This is a genomic window from Isoptericola sp. b515, assembly GCF_030588125.1.
GTDB classification, from domain to species: Bacteria; Actinomycetota; Actinomycetes; order Actinomycetales; family Cellulomonadaceae; genus Isoptericola; species Isoptericola sediminis.
In genome coordinates, this window is the sequence record NZ_JAUQYR010000003.1 from 496,616 (window position 1) to 515,310 (window position 18,695).

Sequence of the window (18,695 nt, forward strand, 5' to 3'; positions counted from 1 at the left end):
GAGCACCCCGCGCGGCGGATGGGTCCGGATCCGGACCGGTGTGCGCGAGGCCACGGAATGCTCGCGGCAGGTGCTCGGTTGCCCGTGACATGCGAGCCATCACCTATGCCCAGTACGGAAGCGCCGACGTCCTCGAGCTCACCGAGCAGCCCGACCCGCACCCGGGTGCGGACGTCGTGGTCGTCCGCGTGAAGGCGGCCTCGGTCAACCCCGTCGACTGGAAGGTCCGCGAGGGCTACCTCGACGGTCTGCTGGACACCCAGTTCCCGGTCGTCCCGGGCTGGGACGTGGCCGGCGTGGTCGAGCAGGTCGGCCTGGACACCCCCGAGTACTCAGTGGGCGACGAGGTCTACGGCTACGTCCGCAAGGACTGGGTGCACGGCGGGACCTTCGCCGAGAAGGTCGCCGCTCCGGTGCGCACCCTCGCGCCGAAGCCGTCGACCCTCAGCTTCGAGGAGGCGGCCGCCGTGCCGCTGACCGGCCTGACGGCGCTGCAGTCGATCCGGCGTGCCGGCGTGGCCTCGGGCCAGACGGTGCTCGTGCACGCCGCGGCCGGTGGCGTCGGCTCGTTCGCGGTCCAGATCGCCAAGGCCCGCGGGGCCCGCGTGATCGGCACCGCGAGCGAGGGCAACCACGACTTCCTGCGGTCGCTCGGTGCCGAGCCCGTGACGTACGGCGACGGCCTGGCCGACCGCGTCCGCGCCCTCGCGCCCGAGGGCGTCGACGTGGCGCTGGACTACGTCGGCGGCGACGCCGTGGCGGTCAGCGCGGACGTGCTCGCCCCCGGCGGGACCATCTCCTCGATCGCCGACCCGGCCGCCCGCGACGAGCACGGCGGTCAGTACGTGTGGGTGCGCCCCTCGACGGAGGACCTGGCCGAGCTCGGCGCCCTGATCGACGAGGGCACCGTCGGCGTCGAGGTGGCCGAGGTCTACGACCTGGCGGACGCCGCCGCGGCGCACCGGGCGAGCGAGACCGGCCACGTGCGCGGCAAGATCGTCGTGAAGGTCTGATCTCGCGACCATCCCGCGGACGGCCCGGGGACGCCGCAGCGCGTCCCCGGGCCGTCGTGCGTCCGGAGCCACGACCCGCCGGTCGGCGCGAGGTCGGGCGACGGACCCCGCACACTGGGACCGTGCGCCACTCCCCCACCGGCGGCCCCGGCCCCGTGGCCGCGACGGCCGTCCTCGCCGTGCTGCTGACGTCGTGCGCGCCGGGAGACGACGGCGGGCCGGACGACGAGGCCCGGACCTCACCACCCGCGGCGAGCAGCACACCGCCCGCGCCGAGTCCCTCGTCGCCCTCGGCCTCACCCGTGGCACGTCTCGAGCTCGTGGCCGGCGACCTCGGGCTGGACGTCACGGGCCGCTGGACGGACTCCACGGCACCGCGTCCCGAGGGCTCCGGCACGACGACGGCGCTCACCGTCCCGTCCGGAGCGCTCCCGCTGACCTTCGCCCTGCCGGAGGGCGGCTTCGTCCAGCACGCGGACGGCAGCGTCGGCGTGCTGGGCGCGCCCGACGGCGGCACGCCGGTCGCCGGGCTGAGCGCGCCCGACGGGCCCGCCGTGTTCCGGCAGGTCGACACCCGGCACGTGGAGCTGGTGCGGACCGGCGACGGGGGGACGTCCGATCCCGGCGACGTGAGCACCACGGTGGGCACCAGGGGTCTCGTCGACGCCACGTGGGGCGAGCGCGAGGGCGGGCGGTCCCTGGCCGTCGACCCGACGGCGTGGGCCCGGTCGGCGGGGGTGGCGGGCGTCGAGCTCGTCCGGGCGGAGCTCGCGGCCGCCGACCCGGAGGCGGACACCGCCACGATGCACGACCAGCTGCGCTGCCATGCGCTCGGGGCTCCGCAGAAGGACACCTGGAACCTGGAGCCGTGGCGACCCGACGTCGGGCTGGTCGCCGTGCTGGCCGCCCGGTGCAACCCCGTGGAGGGTTCCTGAGCGACCGCCGGCCGTCGCGGCGCTCAGCCGCGCGCCCCGGCGATGCTCCTGTGCCCGGTCAGCGGTGCGGGGCGCCCGGCCCGTCGGCTCCCGACCGGGCCAGCACGTCCGCCTCCTGCGCCGCGGTCAGCCCGGTCACCGCGGCCTCGGGGTCGGCGCGCAACCAGTCGAGCACGTCGGCAGCGGTCTCCTCGACCGGTCGGACGGACAGACCCGCCAGCAGCGCCGGGTCCGCGGCGTGGGTCACCATGCCGTCGTACCCCGGGCGGGGCAGCCACAGCGGCAGCGACCGCTCCCCGGCCCACGGGCGGACGCCGAGCGCGGCGAGGCGGTCGCCGTCCACCCAGCGCCAGCGCGGTGCGGCCCCGCAGCCGCGGGCGACGTCCGCCAGCAGCTCGCCGATCGGCACGGCGGGTGCGACGGCGTCGAACGTCCCCACCGCCCGGTGCTCGGCCAGGTCGACGATCCAGACGGCCAGGTCGCGGACGTCGATCACCTGGACGCGGTCGGCCGGGTCCCCGGGTGCCAGCACGTCCGCGGACAGGAGGTCCTCCGGGCGGGCGTCGAGCACCCGCCGCATCCGGGCGGGCCAGTAGGCGAACCGTCCGGACGGGTCGCCGGGTCCCACGACGAGTCCCGGCCGCACGACGGTGGCGCTCGCCGCACCGTCGCGCACCGCGTTCTCGCAGGCGACCTTCATCGGCCCGTACGCGGCGGGGTCCGCGGCGAGGTCGACGTCCTCCGGCTGGGCCTCGACCAGCCGGCCGACACCCGGGCCACCGGGGTCGGCGACGTCCGCGTAGACGCTGATCGTCGACACGAGCACCCAGTGCGCGTCCGGCCACGCCGCGACGGCGCGCCGCACGTGCGACGGGGTGCGCGAGACGTCGACGACGGCGTCGAACGGCTCGCCCGCGAGCGCCGCCGGCAACGGGTCCGCACGGTCGTGCACCACCTGGCGCACGCCGTCCGGCACGGTGCCGGAGCGGCCGCGGTGCACCGCGACGACCTCGTGGCCGCGGGCGACGGCGAAGGCGGCGACGGCGCGTGACAGGAACACGGTGCCGCCGAGCACGAGCATCCTCACGTGACCTCCTCCGGGGCGGTCCGGGTGTCCCGGATGCCGACCATGCTCACCAGACCGCCCGCCACGAGCAGCCCCGCGGTCACCAGCAGCGCCCGGTGGAAGGACTCGACGTCGAGCACGCCACCGAGGATGACACCGGCGAAGGCGATGACGACCAGCCCGGCCACCCGGGAGACCGCGTTGTTGACGGCCGAGGCGATCCCGGCGTCGGCCCTCGGGACCGCGCCGAGGATCGCCGAGGTCAGCGGGGCCACCGTGATCGCCAGTCCCAGGCCGAACACGAGGATGCCCGGCAGCACCTGGGTGAGGTAGGTGGCCTCCGCGTCCATGCCCAGCATCAGCAGGAACCCGCCGCCCGCGACGATCGGCCCGACCGTCATGAACCAGCGGGCGCCGTACCGCCCGGCCAGGGTGCCGAACAGGGTCGACAGCGCCAGCATCGCGAAGGTCGTCGGCAGCTGGGCGACGCCGGCGGCGGTAGCCGAGTACCCGGCGACCTGCTGCAGGAACAGCGTCAGCACGAACCCGCCGAAGGCCAGCGCCCCGTACACGGCGAACGTCGCGACGTTGCCCCAGGCGAAGGTCCGCGACCGGAACAGGCGCGGCGGGAGCATCGGGTCCGGGGCGCGCCGCTCGACCACGACGAAGGCGGCCAGGAGCACCGCGCCGACGATCACGACGGGCCACCACTCCTCGATGAGTCCGAGGACGGCGGCGGCCAGCCCGAGAGCGGCCAGGGCGGCACCGGGGACGTCGATCCGGCGCCGCACCGTGGCCTCGGCCTCCGGCACGCGCCGGAGCAGCACCAGGTTGACCACGACGACGGGGACGTTGATCCAGAACACCCACCGCCACGAGATGAGGTCGACGAGCCCGCCGCCGACGAAGGGGCCGACGATCATCGCGGTCCCGGTCCAGGCCGTCCAGCGTCCGATCGCCCTCCCCTGCGCGGGACCGTCGAACGTCGAGATGATCAGCGCCAGCGAGCTCGGGACCAGCAGGGCCCCGGCGACACCCTGCAGCAGCCGCGCCACCACCAGCACCGGGCCGGTGGGGGCGACGGCGCACAGGACCGAGGCGGCGGCGAAGCCGATGAGCCCGACGAGGAGGACGCGCCGCCGACCGTGCACGTCGGACAGCGAGCCGGCCAGCAGGATGAACGACCCGAGGGTCACGAGGTAGCCGTCGACGACCCACTGCTGCAGCGTGAGCCCGGCCTCGCCCGGACCGCCGAGCTCGTCCGCGATCGCGGGCAGGGCGACGTTGACGACGGTCCCGTCGAGGAACGAGACGAACGAGGCGAGGATCGCGACGACCAGCACGCGTCGCTGCACAGCCGTGTCCACGAGCGTCACGCTACGCCTGCCCGGCTATCGTCGTGATGTGAGCCATGACATCCGCCGGCTGCCCTTCGCCGATGCCGAGGCCTCCCGCAGGCTCCAGCAGGAGGCCTTCGGCGGCGCGGCCCCGGTGCCGGACGCCGACGGATGGCCGCCGGCGGGGTCGAGGCCCTGGGGCGCGTGGGTGGACGGCGGGCTCGCCGCCCGCGCCACCGTGCGGTCCTTCACCTCCTGGTTCCACGGCGCACGGGTGCCGACCGCGGGCCTCGGCGGCGTCACGGTCGCCGCGGAGCACCGCGGGACGGGGCTGCTGCGTCCCCTGGTGGAGGCGGCGCTGGCCGAGGCGCGGGAGCACGGCGAGGTGGTCTCCACGCTGTACCCGTCCGCGCCGGGCGTCTACCGCGGCCTCGGGTACGAGATCGTGGGGTCCTACGACGAGATCACCGTGCCCCTCTCCGCGCTCGCCGCGCTGCGCCGGCCGCCGGGGGTACGGACCCGGCGCGCAGCCGAGGCCGACGTCCCCGCGGTCCGCGCGGTCTACGAGCGGTGGGCCGCGGCGCAGAACGGCCCGCTGACCCGGACCGAGGCACCGTTCACCGTGGACCCCGAGGACCTGGTCGGCCCCGACGCCGACTACACCGGTGTCACGCTGGCCGTGGACGCGGCCGACGGCGGCGTGCTGGGTTTCGTCAGCTGGACCCGCGACGCCGGGTACGACCGCGCCGGCGTGCTCGAGGTCGACGACCTGGTGGCGCTCTCCCCCGACGCGGCCCGCGCGCTCTGGTTCGTGCTGGCGTCGTTCGGCACCGTCGTCGGCTCGGCCCGGATCTCGACCTCGGGCGCCTGGTCCGGTGCCGACGTGAGCCGTCTGGTCCTGCCCGACCACGCCGCCACGGCGACGTCACGCCCCTACATGCTGCGGCTGCTGGACGTCCCCGGCGCCCTCGGCTCGGCCCGGCTCGCGGCGTGGACCGCCGAGGTGCCGTTCGCGGTGGTCGACCCGCGCACGCCGGACCTCGAGGGGTCCTGGGTCCTGCGCGTGTCCGACGGTGCGGTGCGGGTGGACCCCGACGACGCCGCCCCCCGCACGCCGGCCGACCGGCCGGTTTTCACCGCGGGCGGTCTCGCGCAGTCGTACGCCGGGTCGCAGACGTGCGCGAACCTCCGGCTGGCCGGGCAGCTGCACGGTCCCGACGGCCACGACGCCGTCTGGGACGCGCTGTGGACCGGCCGCCCGGTGCACGTGCGCGACTACTTCTGAGCGCTCAGCAGGAGGCGGAGACGTCCTTGCGGTAGCCCAGCGCCCAGCACAGCACCCCGACGTCCTGCCGGATCCCCTCGATCGAGGACCGCAGCGCGCTGAGGTCGCCGCGGAGCGCGCCGACCTCGCCCCGCAGGGCGTCGACGTCCGCCGCGGACGGCGGTTGCGGGCCGCTGGAGAGGTCGTTGCGCACCGTCGCGAGGTCGTTGCGCACCCCGCCCAGACCGTCCTCCAGGTTCGTCTCGAGGCTGTCGATGCCGTTGGACACCTCGACCAGCCGCGTCTGGAGGTCGTCCATGCCGTCGAGCTCCTGAGGCATCCCGGTCCACGACTCGACACCGTCGACCCGCCCGGCCAGCGCCTCGACCGTCGCCGTGTCCGGCGCCTCCTCGAGCGCGACGCGCAGCCGGGCGGACTCGGCCTCGGCCAGCTCGGACTGCGCGACGGCCGCGTCCACCTCGGACGCGAGCTTGCGGTTCGCCGACCAGAGCATCGCGACCCCGACGGTGGCCACGAGGGCGATCACCAGGGCCGCGGCCACGAGGACCATCTGCACGTTGACACCTGCGCCGCGGGCGGGGACCGGTCCGGTCGGACCCGGGGCCGGGGGCGGCTCGGCAGGCAGGAGGGTCGCAACCGACGTCATGGCACCGCTGCCCGGCTCGAGACGGCGGCGCGCGATGCGCCCGCCACCCTCGGGACGGCCCACGGCTCCCGGTGGATACGTCATCGCTCTCCTTCGCGCAGCAGCACGGTCTGTCCTCATCGTCGCCCGTCCCGCACCCGTGCACAAGAGTGAACACCGCACAACGGGCGGAAAAGGACGCAGGATCACCCGCTCGGAGGTCCTCCGGTCGCTACGGTGAGGGAGTGACGAGCTTCCGCGCGCGACTCCGTGACCTGCAGGTCCTCCCCGACGGCCTGTCCGGCTGGGAGCTCACCGACCTCTCGGTCCTGCCGGGCACCCCGCACGAGCTGTTCGAGACCTGGTTCGACGAGGCCGCGGCCGCGGGACCGCACGCCCCGCACGCGATGACGCTCTCGACGGTCGGGGCCGACGGCACCGTCGCCGCGCGGACCGTGCTGCTGACGGACCTCAGCTCCGCGGGCTGGTGGTTCGCCGGCCACGCCACCAGCCCCAAGGGCCGCGACCTGGCCGCGAACCCGCACGCGGCCCTGACCTTCCTCTGGCAGGGGGTCGGACGCCAGGTCCGGGTGACCGGCGCCGTGACGTCGCACCCGGAGGCCGGTGCCGCCGACTTCCGGAGCCGGTCGGCCGGGTCCCGCGCCACGGCGCTGGTGGACCACCAGAGCGAGGTCCTCGACGACCTGGCCGACCACCGCGAGGCCTGGTCCGCCGCACTGGCGGAGGTGCGCGCGGACCCGGAGCTGGTGGTGCCGACGTGGACGGCATGGTGCCTGGCGCCGACGACCGTCGAGTTCTGGCGCTCGGGCGGCGGCACGGGACAGACGCGGGTGCGGTACCGCCGCGGCGGGCAGGAGGAGGCCTGGACCACGGAGCTCCTGTGGCCCTGACGCACGGCACGCCCCTGACCTGCGGGAACGAGATCGACCTGGTGTGACGTGCATCACTGCAGGTCAGACGCCTTGTGACGTTGTTCACATTCTTTGGGACAGTTTTCACCAACGACCTAGCATGGCCCGGTGACTTCGCGCGAAACAGCCCCCCGCCAGCGGCCCTCGGACGCCGTCGACGTCGTCCTCGTCGGCGGCGGCATCATGAGCGCCACCCTCGGAACCCTGATCCAGCAGCTCGAGCCGACCTGGTCGATCCGCATCATCGAGCGGCTCGACGACGTGGCGCTGGAGTCGTCGAACCCGTGGAACAACGCGGGTACCGGCCACGCCGCCCTGTGCGAGCTGAACTACACCTCGGAGAAGCCCGACGGCACCGTCGACATCTCCAAGGCGGTGCAGATCAACGAGCAGTTCGAGACCTCCCGCGAGCTCTGGCAGCACCTGCTCGCCACCGGCCAGCTCGCCGACCAGTCCTTCATCCAGCGCACCCCGCACATGACCTTCGTGCGCGGGGCCGAGAACGTGGAGTTCCTGCGCCGGCGGCACGCGACCATGACCGCGCACCCGCTGTTCCGCGACATGGAGTTCTCCACCGACCGCGCCGAGATCGCCCGCTGGACCCCGCTGCTGACCGAGGGCCGCGACGCCGACGAGCCCGTCGCCGCCACCCGGTCCGTGGCCGGCACCGACGTGGACTTCGGCAACCTCACCCGCCAGCTCGTCGACAACCTGGTGCGCCACGGCGCCGAGCTGCAGCGGCAGCACGAGGTGACCTCCCTGAAGCGGACCAAGGACCGTCGCTGGCGGCTCAAGGTGAAGGACCGGTCGTGGAACGCCCCGCGCCGCACCTCCACCGTGACCGCCCGGTTCGTCTTCGTGGGCGCCGGCGGCGGGGCTCTCCCCCTGCTCCAGTCCGCGGGCATCCCCGAGATCAAGGGCTTCGGCGGCTTCCCGATCTCCGGGGAGTTCCTGCGCACCGACAACCCCGAGATCGTCGCCCGCCACCACGCCAAGGTCTACGGCAAGGCCGACGTCGGCGCCCCGCCGATGTCCGTGCCGCACCTCGACACCCGCGTGGTCGACGGCAAGAGCTACCTGATGTTCGGTCCCTACGCCGGCTTCAGCCCCAAGTACCTCAAGCAGGGCAAGTACCTCGGGCTGATCACCTCGCTGCGCGCCCACAACATCACCTCGATGCTCGGCGCCGGCCTGAAGAACATCGACCTGACCCAGTACCTGCTCGGCCAGCTCGCCGCGGCGCCGGAGTCGAAGTTCCACTCCCTGCAGCAGTTCATGCCGACCGCGCACCCCAAGGACTGGGAGAAGATCACCGCGGGCCAGCGTGTCCAGGTGATCAAGCGCGACGCCGACGGCAAGGGCGTCCTGCAGTTCGGCACCGAGGTCGTCTCGGCCGCCGACGGCTCCATCGCCGGTCTGCTGGGTGCGTCGCCGGGGGCGTCCACCGCGGTCTCGGCGATGGTCGACGTGCTCGACCGCTGCTTCCCGGAGGAGTTCCCCTCCTGGCGTCAGCAGCTCGCCGCGATGATGCCCAGCCTCGACGGCGTCCCCGCCGACGCCCGCGAGATCGACACCACCGCCAGCGCCGCGGACGAGCCCGCGGCCGGGCTGCCGGAGCCGGTCGACGGCGTGCTGCCCGCCAGCGTCTACGAGTCCCGGGCGGACTCCCGCTCCTGACGGCGGTCGCCCGACGGCCCGGTGCCGGCCCCGCGACGGGCCGGCACCGGGCCGTCGTCGTTCACAGCTCCTGGATGATCCGCTCGACCTGCTCCTTGGCGTCGCCGAAGATCATCGCCGTGTTCTCCCGGAAGAACAACGGGTTCTGCACCCCGGCGTACCCGGTGGCCATCGAGCGCTTGAACACCACGACGTCACGCGCCTGCCACACCTCGAGCACCGGCATGCCGGCGATCGGCGAGCCCGGGTCCTCCTGCGCGGCCGGGTTGACGGTGTCGTTGGCGCCGATGACCAGCACCACGTCGGTCGTGGTGAAGTCGCTGTTGATCTCCTCCATGCTCAGGACCACGTCGTAGGGCACCTTGGCCTCGGCCAGCAGCACGTTCATGTGGCCGGGCAGACGGCCCGCGACGGGGTGCACACCGAACCGGACGTTCACCCCACGGTCCCGCAGCTTGTCGGTCAGGTCCGCCACCGGGTACTGGGCCTTGGCCACGGCCATGCCGTACCCCGGCACGATGACCACGGAGGTCGCGTTCGTCAGCTGCTGGGCGACGTCCGCCGCGTACGTCTCCCGGTGCTCACCCTCGACCCCGGCGGCCGCCGGGCTGCCCGGCTCGGCGCCGAAGCCGCCGAGGATGACGGAGACGAACGACCGGTTCATCGCCCGGCACATGATGTAGGACAGGATCGCACCGGAGGATCCCACCAGGGCGCCGGTGATGATCAGCAGGTCGTTGCCCAGCATGAAACCGGCGGCCGCGGCGGCCCAGCCCGAGTACGAGTTGAGCATCGAGACCACGACGGGCATGTCGCCGCCGCCGATCGAGGCGACCAGGTGCCAGCCGAGGGCCAGGGCGATCACCGTCATGAGGACCAGCGCGGTCAGGGCCGCACCGTCGGCACCGGAGCCCGAGGCCGTGAGGAACCACGCCAGCAGCCCGGCAGAGGTGACCACCATCAGCAGGTTGAGCCAGTGCCGGCCGGGGAGCATCAGCGGAGCCGACCGGATCCGCGCCGACAGCTTGAGGTTGGCGACGATCGACCCCGTGAACGTCACGGCGCCGATGAGCACGCCGAGGAAGACCTCGACGAGATGGACCGTGTCGGACTGCGGCTCGGACAGGTACGAGCCGAAGCCCACGAGCACCGCCGCGAGTCCGACGAAGGAGTGCAGCAGCGCGATGAGCTCGGGCATCTGGGTCATCTCGACCCGACGGACCCGCCAGGTGCCGACGGCGGCCCCGACGACGAGGACCGCCAGGATGAGCCCGGCGGTGACCTGCCAGGGGCGTGCGGAGGTCTCCAGCGCGAGGGCGACGGTGGCGACCAGCGCCAGAGCCATGCCGATCATGCCGAGGACGTTGCCGCGGCGCGCCGACTCCTGCTGCGACAGCCCCGCGAGGGAGAGGATGAACAGCACGCCAGCGACGACGTAGGTGGCCTGCACGGCCGAGAGCACGGTCATCGGGTCGCCTCCCCGGTCGGCGCGGTCACGTGCGGGGCGGGCGCCCCCTTGCGGAACATCCGGATCATCCGGTTCGCGACGAGGAAGCCGCCGAACACGTTGATGCTCGCGACCGCGGCGGCCACGACCGCCAGCCCGGTGACGAGCCAGTCGTCCGTGCCGATCTGCAGCAGGGCACCGACGAGGATGATGCCGCTGATGGCGTTCGTCTGCGCCATCAACGGGGTGTGCAGGGCGTGCGTGACCGCCGAGATCACGTAGAAGCCCACCACGACCGCCAGCGCGAACACCGTGAAGTGACCCACGGACTCCGGCGGTGAGGCGGCGATCGCGAGACCACCGACGACGGCACCCAGCCCGGCCAGGGCGGTGCGCCGGACCCGGCGACGGCGGCGCCGGGCGGCGAGCTCCTCCGGGTCGGGCCCGGGAACCGGCTCGGGAGCCGGCTGCCTGGCGGGCGCCGCCGGTGCCGCCGAGACCTGGACGGGTGGCGGCGGCCAGAGCACCTCGCCCTCGCGGCACACCGTCATACCGCGGATGACGACGTCCTCGAGGTCGACCACCGGGCGACCGTCCTTGGCGGGGGTCATCAGCGTCAGCAGGTTGACGATGTTGGTGCCGATGAGCTGGGAGGTGTGCTGCGGCATCCGCCCGGGCAGGTCGGTGTAGCCCAGGACGATCACGCCGTTGTCGCTGACGACCCGCTCCCCCGGCACCGTGAGCTCGCAGTTGCCGCCTCCCGGCGCGGCGAGGTCGACGATCACCGATCCGGGCTTCATGGCGGCCACCATCGCCGCGGTGATGGTCGTGGGTGCCGTCCCGCGCACCAGGGCGGTGGTGATGACCACGTCGGCCCCCGCGGACTCCGCGGCGTACATCGCCTGCGTCGCGGCCTCCTGGTCGGAGGTCAGCTCGCGGGCGTACCCGTCGCTGCTGACCTCCTGCGCCGTGCCCTCGGCCTGGACGAACGTCGCACCGAGCGACTCGATCTGCTCCCCGACCTCGGGGCGGACGTCGAAGGCGCGCACCTTCGCGCCCAGCGAGGAGGCGGTACCGATCGCGGCGAGCCCCGCGACCCCCGCACCGATGACGAAGACCGTCGCCGGCGGCGTGGTCCCGGCGGCCGTCACCTGTCCCGTGAACATGCCCCCGAACTCCTCGGCGGCCTCCACCACGGACCGGTAGCCGGCGACGTTCGACTGCGCGGAGAGCACGTCCAGCGCCTGGGCCCGCGAGATGCGCGGGACGGCGTCCAGGGCGAGGGCGGTCACGTGCCGCTCGGCCAGCGCGTCGACGAGCTCCGGGTGGGTGGCCGGTCCGATCTGGGAGATCAGCACGGCGCCGGGTCGCAACAGCTCGAGCTCCGGTGGGGCCGGCGCGTTGACGCAGGTGACGACGTCGGACCCCCAGACCTCCTCCCGGCCGGCGATCCGCGCACCGGACTCGACGTAGGCGCGGGTGGGCATGCTCGCCCGCTCGCCGGCTCCGGACTCGACGAGCACGTCGTAACCGAGCGCGGTCAGACGCTGGACGGTCGCGGGGGTGGCGGCGACCAGCCGCTCACCGTCGCGCGACTCCCGAGGGACACCGATCTGCACGAGGCTCGAACCTCCTTTGGTCGAGGACACGAGCAACCTACCGGGTCTGAGGCCTGACCACGAGGGACCACCCACGGAGCGAGACGCCGCGCCCACCGGTCGGCACGCACCCGGGGCGGCGTGCGCCCGACGGCTCGTCGTCCCGGGCCCCGCACGGACGTCACGCCGTCGGCGGCGTCCCCTCGTCGAGCGAGCGCCCGGCGTGCGCGAGCATCTCGCGCAGCACCGCCTCGTCGAGGTCGTCGAGACGGGCGAACGAGATGCTCGCCGCCCCGACCTTCGCACGCCCGAGCCGGTCGGCGTACCGCCGACCCAGGTAGGCGCCGTCCTCGACGGCGTTGACGTACAGGCTCAGGTGCCGCCTCTGCTGGGCGAGGCCGACCAGGAACCACTCGACGTCCGCACCGCGCGGGCGCGGCTGGACGATGTCGCCGTAGCCGATGATCACCTGCTCGGTGCCGCCCCAGAACACGCCCCGCCACAGGGACCGGGAGAGCCCGGGCAGCACGTCCCGCACGACGGCGTCGGTGCGTGCCAGGTCAGGGGCCACGTCGTCGCCGTGCAGGTACGCGTCGACGTCCTCGGCAGTGCGGCGCACGGGCTCAGTCCTGCCGCGGCCCCACCCACACCTGCTGGACGTTGACGAACTCCCGGATGCCGTGCGGGCCGAGCTCGCGCCCGTAGCCCGACCGCTTGACGCCTCCGCTGGGCAGCCGCGGATCCGTCTTGACGATGCCGTTGACCGCGACCTGTCCGGCCTCGATCCGCCGGGCCATCGCCACGCCGCGCTCCGCCGTCGACCAGACGCTGGCCGCCAGCCCGTACTCGGTGCGGTTGGCCATCGCCAGCGCCTCCTCCGCGTCCGGGGCCTCCATGACCACCATCACCGGCCCGAAGGTCTCCTCACGGCAGGCGGTCATGCCCTCGGTGACGTCGGCCAGCATCGTCACGGGGTAGAACCAGCCGTCCCCCTCGGGCAGCTCGCCGCCGAGCAGCAGCCGCGCCCCGGCGTCGACGGTCTCCGTCACCTGGCGGTGCAGCGTCTCGCGCAGGTCCTCGCGGGCGATGGGCCCGACGTCGGTGGACTCCTCGGCCGGGTCCCCGACGGTGAGCCGTGCCAGCCGCTCGCGCAGCTTGTCGACCATCTGCGGGTACACCGCGCTCTCCACGATGATGCGCTTCGCGGCGATGCAGGACTGCCCGGCGTTGATGATCCGGGACAGCGCCACCGTGTCCGCCGCGGCGTCCAGGTCGGCGTCCGCGAGCACCAGGCAGGGGTCCGAACCGCCCAGCTCCAGCACCGTCGGCTTGATCTCCGCCGCCGCCGTGCTCGCGACCGCGGCCCCGCCGCGGGCCGACCCGGTGAAGGACACGGCGTGCACGCGCGGGTCGCGGATGACCGCCTCCACCTGCGGGGTCTCCAGCGGCAGGTTCTGGAAGACACCGTCCGGGGCACCGACCTGCGTGAACACGTCCGCGATCGCGGCCGCGCAGCCCGGGACGTGCGGGTCGTGCTTCATCACGCAGGTGTTGCCGGCCATGAGCGCCGGGGCGGCGAACCGGGACCACAGCCAGAAGGGCGCGTTCCACGGCAGCACGCCGAGCACGGTGCCGAGCGGCAGGTGCTGCACGTAGCTCGTGCTGGCGTCCGAGGGGAGCATCTCGTCCGCCAGGTAGTCGGCCCCGTGGTCGGCGTAGTGGTCGAAGCACAGCGCCGCCTTGGCGACCTCGCCGCGCGCCTCGCCGACGGGCTTGCCCATCTCCTCGGTCATGAGGGGCGCCAGCTCGTCGACGTGCTGACGCAGGTAGGTCGCCACGGCGTGCAGGACCTCCGCCCGCCGGTCGAAGGTCAACCGTCCCCACCCGACGGCGGCGTCCGCGGCCGCGGCGAGGATCTCCTCCACCTTCTCGGGGCCGGCCGGCTCGACCTCGCGGATGACCTTGCCCGTGCTCGGGTCGATCGCAGTGAGCATCGAGACTCCTCTCAGGCGACTTCGGGTCGGATCGGGGTGGTGTTGTCCAGGGCGTCGGACCGTTCCTCGCCGGACTCGGCGTCGCGGGCTCCGGCCCCCCGGTCGGGCTTCACGGTGAAGTCCTCGTCGAGGGTGAAGAAGGACTCGCACCCCCGGTCGGTGACGTAGACGGTGTCCGAGATGCCGACGGTCTTGTCCCCGTCGACGCCCCACATCCACGGGATGATGTGGAAGGTCATGCCCTCGCGCAGGATCGTCGGGTTGCCCTGGTTGAGGCTGGCGATGTAGCCCTCGTCCCAGCTCGGCGGGAACGCGATCCCGATGGAGTACCCGGAGCGGGTGATGAGGCGGGCCCCGACGTGGTTGTCCGTGATCACGCTGCGCACGATGTTGTCCGCGTCGGAGACCGTGATCCCCGGACGGATCGCCTTCTTCACCTCCGCCAGCGCCGTCTTCATCCGGTGCTGCGCCGCCGCCAACGACGGTGAGAGGTCGTCGAGCACAGCCGTGCGCATCATGGCCGTGTGGTAGCGCCGGAAGCAGCCGCCGACCTCGAGGAAGACGTGCTCGCCCGGCTGGACGACGCGGCCCTCCCAGGTGGCGTGGCCGATCATGCTGCGCGGTCCGGAGGCGACGTACGGCATGACGGCGGGGAACTCGCCCCCGGCACGGAACATCGCGGCGCTGATCTCCGCGGCGATCTCGTTCTCCGTCACCCCGGGCGCGCAGGCCTCCAGCCCGGCCTGCATGCCGACCTCGGTGGCCCGGGCGGCCTTCCTCATGATCTCGATCTCGGCCGGGGACTTGGTCACGCGGCCCTCCTCGACGATGCCGAAGCAGTCGAGCAGGCGCCCCTCGGTGAGCGAGGTGTGGATGTAGTCCTGGTGATAGGCCGGGAAATAGTAGCTGTTGCGTTCGTACCCGATGTCCTTGGTGTGCAACCCGAATTCCCGCAGCGACTGCACAAGGCTCTGAATCGCGTCGCCGGTGTCCGGATAAGGGCGGGTCAGCTCGACCCACGTGCGCGCATAGACGTTCGACTCCTCCATGCTCCGCGTGATCATGAAGGGTTCCTCGGTCAACGGGACCACGAGCGCCTGGAAGAACGAATACCCCGTCGTCTGATAGTCGGTGAGATACATCAGGTTCTCGGGATCGGTGATCACGACGGCGTCCAGGAGCCGGTCGGCCATCCGTCGGCGCAGGTCACCCAGGCGCCGCTCGTACTCCTCGAACGGGAACGTCATGTCGTCGCGCTGCTTCACACCGGCCTCCAGGGTGGTCAGATGGTGCTGTGGACGGCCTTGGCGAGGATCTCGAGGCCCTCGTCCAGGTCGGCGTCCGGGATCGTCAACGGCGGGATGAGCTTGAGCACGCGTCCCCCGGTCCCGCAAGGACCGATGAGCAGTCCGTCGTCGAAGCACTTCTTGGCGATGGCCTTGGCGAGCGCGCCGTCACCGATGTCGAGACCCTGCATCATGCCGCGGCCGCGGACCTCGAAGCGTCCGTCCGAGCCTGCGGCGAGGTCGTCCAGGACAGCCGTCATGGTCTCGCGCTTGGCCGCCACCTGGTTCATCAGCTCGTCGTCGTCGAAGTACTCCAGCGCGACCCTGCCCGCCACGAAGGACAGCCCCTGGCCGCGGAACGTGCCGGTGTGCTCACCGGGTGACCAGTGGGCGTCGAGCTCGGGCTTGTTGAGGTTCATGGCGATCGGGGTCCCGTACCCGCCGAGGCCCTTCGCCAGCGTGATGATGTCCGGGTCGAGCCCCATGCCGTCGAAGCTGAAGTAGCTGCCGGTCCGGCCGCAGCCGGTCTGGATGTCGTCCACGATGAACAGGGCGCCCACGTCGTGGGCGAGGCGCTGGACCTCGCGCAGCCACTCCGCGCTCGCGACGTGCACGCCGCCCTCGGCCTGGATCGTCTCGACGACGAAGGCCGCCGGCGGGAGCAGGCCGCTCGAGGAGTCCTCCAGGAGCGCACGGAAGTCGGCGAGCTGCTGGACGCCGCCGCCGGGCGCCGTCTCGAACGGCAGCCGCACGACGTTCTCGAGCGGCACCCCCGCCGCGGCGCGGAAGTAGTCGTTGGCGGTCAGCGCCAGGGAGCCGAGCGTCATGCCGTGGAAGCCGTTGCTGAACGCCACCACGTCGCGGCGTCCGGTCACGCGTCGCGCGAGCTTGAGCGCGGCCTCGACGGCGTTGGTGCCCGTCGGCCCCATGAACTGCATCTTCATGGTCATGTCGCGCGGGGCGAGCACCGTGGCGGCGAACTTCTCGATGAAGTCCCGCTTGGTCGTGGTCGCCATGTCGAGGCTGTGCGCGACGCCGTCCGCCTCGAGGAAATCGATCATCGCGCGCTTCATGCGCGGGTTGTTGTGCCCGAAGTTGAGCACGCCGGCGCCCGCGAAGAAATCGAGATAACTACGTCCCGATTCGTCGACCTGACGCGCATTGGATGCCGAGGCAAAAACAGTCGGGTATGCCCGGCTGTAGCCACGGATCTCGGATTCCCACTTCTCGAACGCCTCCATGGACCATCTCTACGCGACCCCCCAGGGGGTGTCAAGAGGTCCGAAGTCCGCCGGGTAACAACTCTGTTTCCGCCGGATTCGCGGGCTCGTCGACGGGGTCGTCGACCGTCGGGCTCCCGGTGCGCACAGGGGTGCGACCGGCGCCGTCGACCTCGCCACCGAGGCCGGGTCCGCCCCGGCCCGTCGAGCGCGGCCGCGCGTCGTCGGCCGGCGCGATCACGCCCGCTCCCGCACCGTCCCGACGTGTCGGGCACCCATGGTCATCGGAAGTCCGTCTCGTCCAGGCGCAGACCCGTGCGCACGTAGGAGAGCAACGCGTCGGCCAACGCCTCGGGATCGATCGGCCCGTCCGGCCGGTACCACTCGACGAGTGAGTTGACGAGGCCGAAGGTGAAGCGTGCCGCGAGACCGGGATCGAGGTCGTCGCGGAGCGACCCCTCGTCACGCGCGGCCTCGAACGTCCCCCGGAGCCGCGCCGTGAGGACACGCCGACGCTCCAGCGCCCTCAGCTCCACGTCGGAGTTGCCGTGCAGGCGGAGCAGCAGCGTGAGGTACTGCCGTCGTTCGCAGGCGACGAGCACCGCGTGCCGCACGATGTAGCCGATCCGGGACACCGCGTCGCCCGGCTGGGACTCGGCCTCGTCGAACACCCGCTCGAGCTCGCCCAGGGCTCGCTCCAGGGCGATCTCCAGCATCTCCGCCTTCGACGAGAAGTGGTAGTACACCGCCGACTTCGAGAGCCCCAGCCGTCTCGCGATCATCTCGAGCGACGAGGCGTCGTAGCCGTGGTCGGTGAACACCTGCACGATGACCTCGAGCATGCTGTTCCGGTCGTGGCCGGGCCTCCCCCGGCGGGGCGCTCCGCGCACGTCGGCGCTCTCCACCTGGCGAACCTCCCCTTCCGCGCGCTTCGCGGCACCCTGACGGACCGGGCCGGCGCCGGTCGCCCACGTTACCGCAGGTCGTACAGCCGCTTGAGCTTGCCCTGGGAGCGCGGCAACGTCCCGGTCCCGACCAGCTCCACCCCGAGCGTCGTCCCGATCCGGTCCTTGATCCGCTGCTGGAGCAGCAGCAACCCCTCCTCGGCCTCCCGCGGCGCAGCCCCGTCCCGTGCCTCGATCTTCACCGTGAGGTGGTCCATCCTCCCCCTCGTCGTGAGCTCGAGGACGAAGTGGGACGTGAGGTCCGGGATCTCGCAGACGATCTCCTCGACCTGCGTGGGGAAGAGATTGACCCCTCGCAGGATGATCATGTCGTCGTTCCGGCCGGTGATCCGCGCGATCCTCCGGTGCGCGGGTCGCGCGGTGCCGGGGTGCAGCGACGTGAGGTCCCGCGTCCGGTAACGGATCATCGGGAAGGCTTCCTTGGTCAGCGTCGTGAGGACGAGCTCCCCCGTCGTCCCGTCGGGCAGGGGCCGCAGGTTCTCGTCGAGCACCTCGGGCAGGACGTGGTCCTCCCAGAGGTGCGGCCCGTCCTGCGTCTCGGCACACTCGTTGCCGACGCCCGGTCCCAGGATCTCGGAGAGTCCGTAGATGTCGACGGCTGTGAGGTCCAGGCGATCCTCGAGCTGGCGCCGCATCGAGTCGGTCCACGGCTCGGCGCCACAGATCGCGACCTTGAGGCTGGTGTCCCGCGGGTCGAGCCCGGCCTCCTCGAAGGCGTCGGCGATCGTCAGCAGGTAGCTGGGGGTGCACATGATCGCGTCCGGTTCGAAGTCGCGGATGAGCTGCACCTGCTTCTCCGTCTGGCCGCCCGACATCGGGACCACCGTGCAGCCGAGCCTCTCGATGCCGGCGTGAGCACCGAGACCGCCCGTGAACAGCCCGTAGCCGTACGCGTTGTGCACCGTCCACCCGGGACGCACGCCCGAGGCGTACAGCGAGCGGGCGACGAGACTCGCCCAGTGGTCCAGGTCGTTCTCGGTGTAGCCGACGACGGTCATCCTCCCGGTCGTGCCGGACGACGCATGGACGCGGCGCACCTGGTCCCTCGGCACGGCGAAGAGCCCGAACGGGTAGTGGTCGCGCAGGTCGTCCTTCGTCGTGACGGGCAGCTTCACGATGTCGCCGAGCTCGCGGACGTCGCCGGGGGCGACGCCGGCCTCGTCGAGCTTCCGCCGGTAGAAGGGCACGTTCTCGTAGGCGTGGCGCACCGTCCATCGGAGGCGCTCGAGCTGCAGCGCCTCCAGCTCGGCGCGGTCGAGGCGTTCCTCGGCGTGCAGTCCCACCTGGTCGGTGAGGCTCTGGATCGCGGGCATGG

Annotated in this window: 16 protein-coding genes; 5 read left to right on the forward strand and 11 right to left on the reverse strand. The window is 72.7% G+C overall.

Annotation, left to right across the window (positions count from 1 at the left end; genetic code table 11):
• The first annotated feature begins 89 nt into the window (after positions 1 to 89).
• Both Q6350_RS11330 and Q6350_RS11335 read left to right on the forward strand, forming a co-directional pair.
• Complete coding sequence (locus tag Q6350_RS11330; RefSeq protein WP_304604331.1) at positions 90 to 1,013, forward strand: NADP-dependent oxidoreductase; 924 nt, start codon at positions 90 to 92, stop codon at positions 1,011 to 1,013.
• Positions 1,014 to 1,135: 122 nt separating this feature from the next.
• Entirely contained in the window at positions 1,136 to 1,948 is an 813-nt protein-coding gene (locus Q6350_RS11335; RefSeq protein ID WP_304604332.1) for a DUF2599 domain-containing protein, read from the forward strand.
• 58 nt (positions 1,949 to 2,006) lie between these two features.
• Here the strand turns inward: Q6350_RS11335 and Q6350_RS11340 are convergent, their stop codons facing one another.
• On the reverse strand, positions 2,007 to 3,029 hold the full coding sequence (locus tag Q6350_RS11340; protein ID WP_304607147.1) for an NAD-dependent epimerase/dehydratase family protein: 1,023 nt from the start codon (positions 3,027 to 3,029) through the stop codon (positions 2,007 to 2,009).
• A gap of 2 nt (positions 3,030 to 3,031) precedes the next feature.
• Positions 3,032 to 4,381: an MFS transporter gene (locus Q6350_RS11345; protein ID WP_304604333.1), complete on the reverse strand. Its 1,350-nt coding sequence runs from the start codon at positions 4,379 to 4,381 to the stop codon at positions 3,032 to 3,034.
• Between the two features lie 37 nt (positions 4,382 to 4,418).
• Between Q6350_RS11345 and eis the strand changes: the two genes are divergently transcribed.
• Positions 4,419 to 5,636 (forward strand): enhanced intracellular survival protein Eis, encoded by a 1,218-nt coding sequence (gene eis, locus Q6350_RS11350; protein WP_305066213.1) that lies wholly within the window; start codon positions 4,419 to 4,421, stop codon positions 5,634 to 5,636.
• 4 nt (positions 5,637 to 5,640) lie between these two features.
• On the opposite strand, the gene Q6350_RS11355 is transcribed toward eis, so the two are convergent.
• On the reverse strand, positions 5,641 to 6,366 hold the full coding sequence (locus Q6350_RS11355) for a hypothetical protein (protein WP_171247912.1): 726 nt from the start codon (positions 6,364 to 6,366) through the stop codon (positions 5,641 to 5,643).
• A 140-nt stretch (positions 6,367 to 6,506) separates the two neighbouring features.
• Between Q6350_RS11355 and Q6350_RS11360 the strand changes: the two genes are divergently transcribed.
• Both Q6350_RS11360 and mqo read left to right on the forward strand, forming a co-directional pair.
• Positions 6,507 to 7,172, forward strand: a complete 666-nt coding sequence (locus Q6350_RS11360) for a pyridoxal 5'-phosphate synthase (protein ID WP_305066214.1) — start codon at positions 6,507 to 6,509, stop codon at positions 7,170 to 7,172.
• Between the two features lie 129 nt (positions 7,173 to 7,301).
• Positions 7,302 to 8,870: a malate dehydrogenase (quinone) gene (gene mqo / locus Q6350_RS11365; RefSeq protein WP_304604336.1), complete on the forward strand. Its 1,569-nt coding sequence runs from the start codon at positions 7,302 to 7,304 to the stop codon at positions 8,868 to 8,870.
• 61 nt (positions 8,871 to 8,931) lie between these two features.
• On the opposite strand, the gene pntB is transcribed toward mqo, so the two are convergent.
• The 8 genes from pntB to Q6350_RS11405 all read right to left on the reverse strand — a co-directional run bounded on the left by pntB (position 8,932) and on the right by Q6350_RS11405 (position 18,693).
• Entirely contained in the window at positions 8,932 to 10,338 is a 1,407-nt protein-coding gene (gene pntB / locus Q6350_RS11370; protein WP_304604337.1) for a Re/Si-specific NAD(P)(+) transhydrogenase subunit beta, read from the reverse strand.
• Positions 10,335 to 11,936, reverse strand: a complete 1,602-nt coding sequence (locus Q6350_RS11375; RefSeq protein ID WP_304606944.1) for a Re/Si-specific NAD(P)(+) transhydrogenase subunit alpha — start codon at positions 11,934 to 11,936, stop codon at positions 10,335 to 10,337. Before Q6350_RS11375 ends, pntB begins: the two co-directional genes overlap by 4 nt.
• A 160-nt stretch (positions 11,937 to 12,096) precedes the next feature.
• Entirely contained in the window at positions 12,097 to 12,534 is a 438-nt protein-coding gene (locus tag Q6350_RS11380) for a hypothetical protein (RefSeq protein ID WP_305066215.1), read from the reverse strand.
• A 4-nt stretch (positions 12,535 to 12,538) separates the two neighbouring features.
• Complete coding sequence (locus Q6350_RS11385; RefSeq protein WP_171247906.1) at positions 12,539 to 13,909, reverse strand: NAD-dependent succinate-semialdehyde dehydrogenase; 1,371 nt, start codon at positions 13,907 to 13,909, stop codon at positions 12,539 to 12,541.
• 11 nt (positions 13,910 to 13,920) lie between these two features.
• On the reverse strand, positions 13,921 to 15,174 hold the full coding sequence (gene doeA / locus Q6350_RS11390; RefSeq protein ID WP_171247905.1) for an ectoine hydrolase: 1,254 nt from the start codon (positions 15,172 to 15,174) through the stop codon (positions 13,921 to 13,923).
• Positions 15,175 to 15,191: 17 nt separating this feature from the next.
• Positions 15,192 to 16,436, reverse strand: a complete 1,245-nt coding sequence (locus Q6350_RS11395) for an aspartate aminotransferase family protein (RefSeq protein WP_304604340.1) — start codon at positions 16,434 to 16,436, stop codon at positions 15,192 to 15,194.
• Positions 16,437 to 16,696: 260 nt separating this feature from the next.
• Positions 16,697 to 17,320, reverse strand: coding sequence for a TetR/AcrR family transcriptional regulator (locus Q6350_RS11400; RefSeq protein WP_304604341.1), 624 nt, complete (start codon positions 17,318 to 17,320; stop codon positions 16,697 to 16,699).
• A gap of 68 nt (positions 17,321 to 17,388) precedes the next feature.
• Positions 17,389 to 18,693, reverse strand: coding sequence for an AMP-binding protein (locus tag Q6350_RS11405; protein WP_304604342.1), 1,305 nt, complete (start codon positions 18,691 to 18,693; stop codon positions 17,389 to 17,391).
• Between the last annotated feature and the right edge of the window lie 2 nt (positions 18,694 to 18,695).

Bases quoted from the DNA above. Each gene is read 5' to 3' on its own strand.
- Q6350_RS11330 (WP_304604331.1), top strand. From the start codon at position 90: ATGCGAGCCATCACCTATGCCCAGTACGGAAGCGCCGACGTCCTCGAG.
- Q6350_RS11340 (WP_304607147.1), bottom strand. From the start codon at position 3,029: ATGCTCGTGCTCGGCGGCACCGTGTTCCTGTCACGCGCCGTCGCCGCC.
- Q6350_RS11355 (WP_171247912.1), bottom strand. From the start codon at position 6,366: ATGACGTATCCACCGGGAGCCGTGGGCCGTCCCGAGGGTGGCGGGCGC.
- pntB (WP_304604337.1), bottom strand. From the start codon at position 10,338: ATGACCGTGCTCTCGGCCGTGCAGGCCACCTACGTCGTCGCTGGCGTG.
- Q6350_RS11385 (WP_171247906.1), bottom strand. From the start codon at position 13,909: ATGCTCACTGCGATCGACCCGAGCACGGGCAAGGTCATCCGCGAGGTC.
- Q6350_RS11395 (WP_304604340.1), bottom strand. From the start codon at position 16,436: ATGGAGGCGTTCGAGAAGTGGGAATCCGAGATCCGTGGCTACAGCCGG.
- Q6350_RS11405 (WP_304604342.1), bottom strand. From the start codon at position 18,693: ATGCCCGCGATCCAGAGCCTCACCGACCAGGTGGGACTGCACGCCGAG.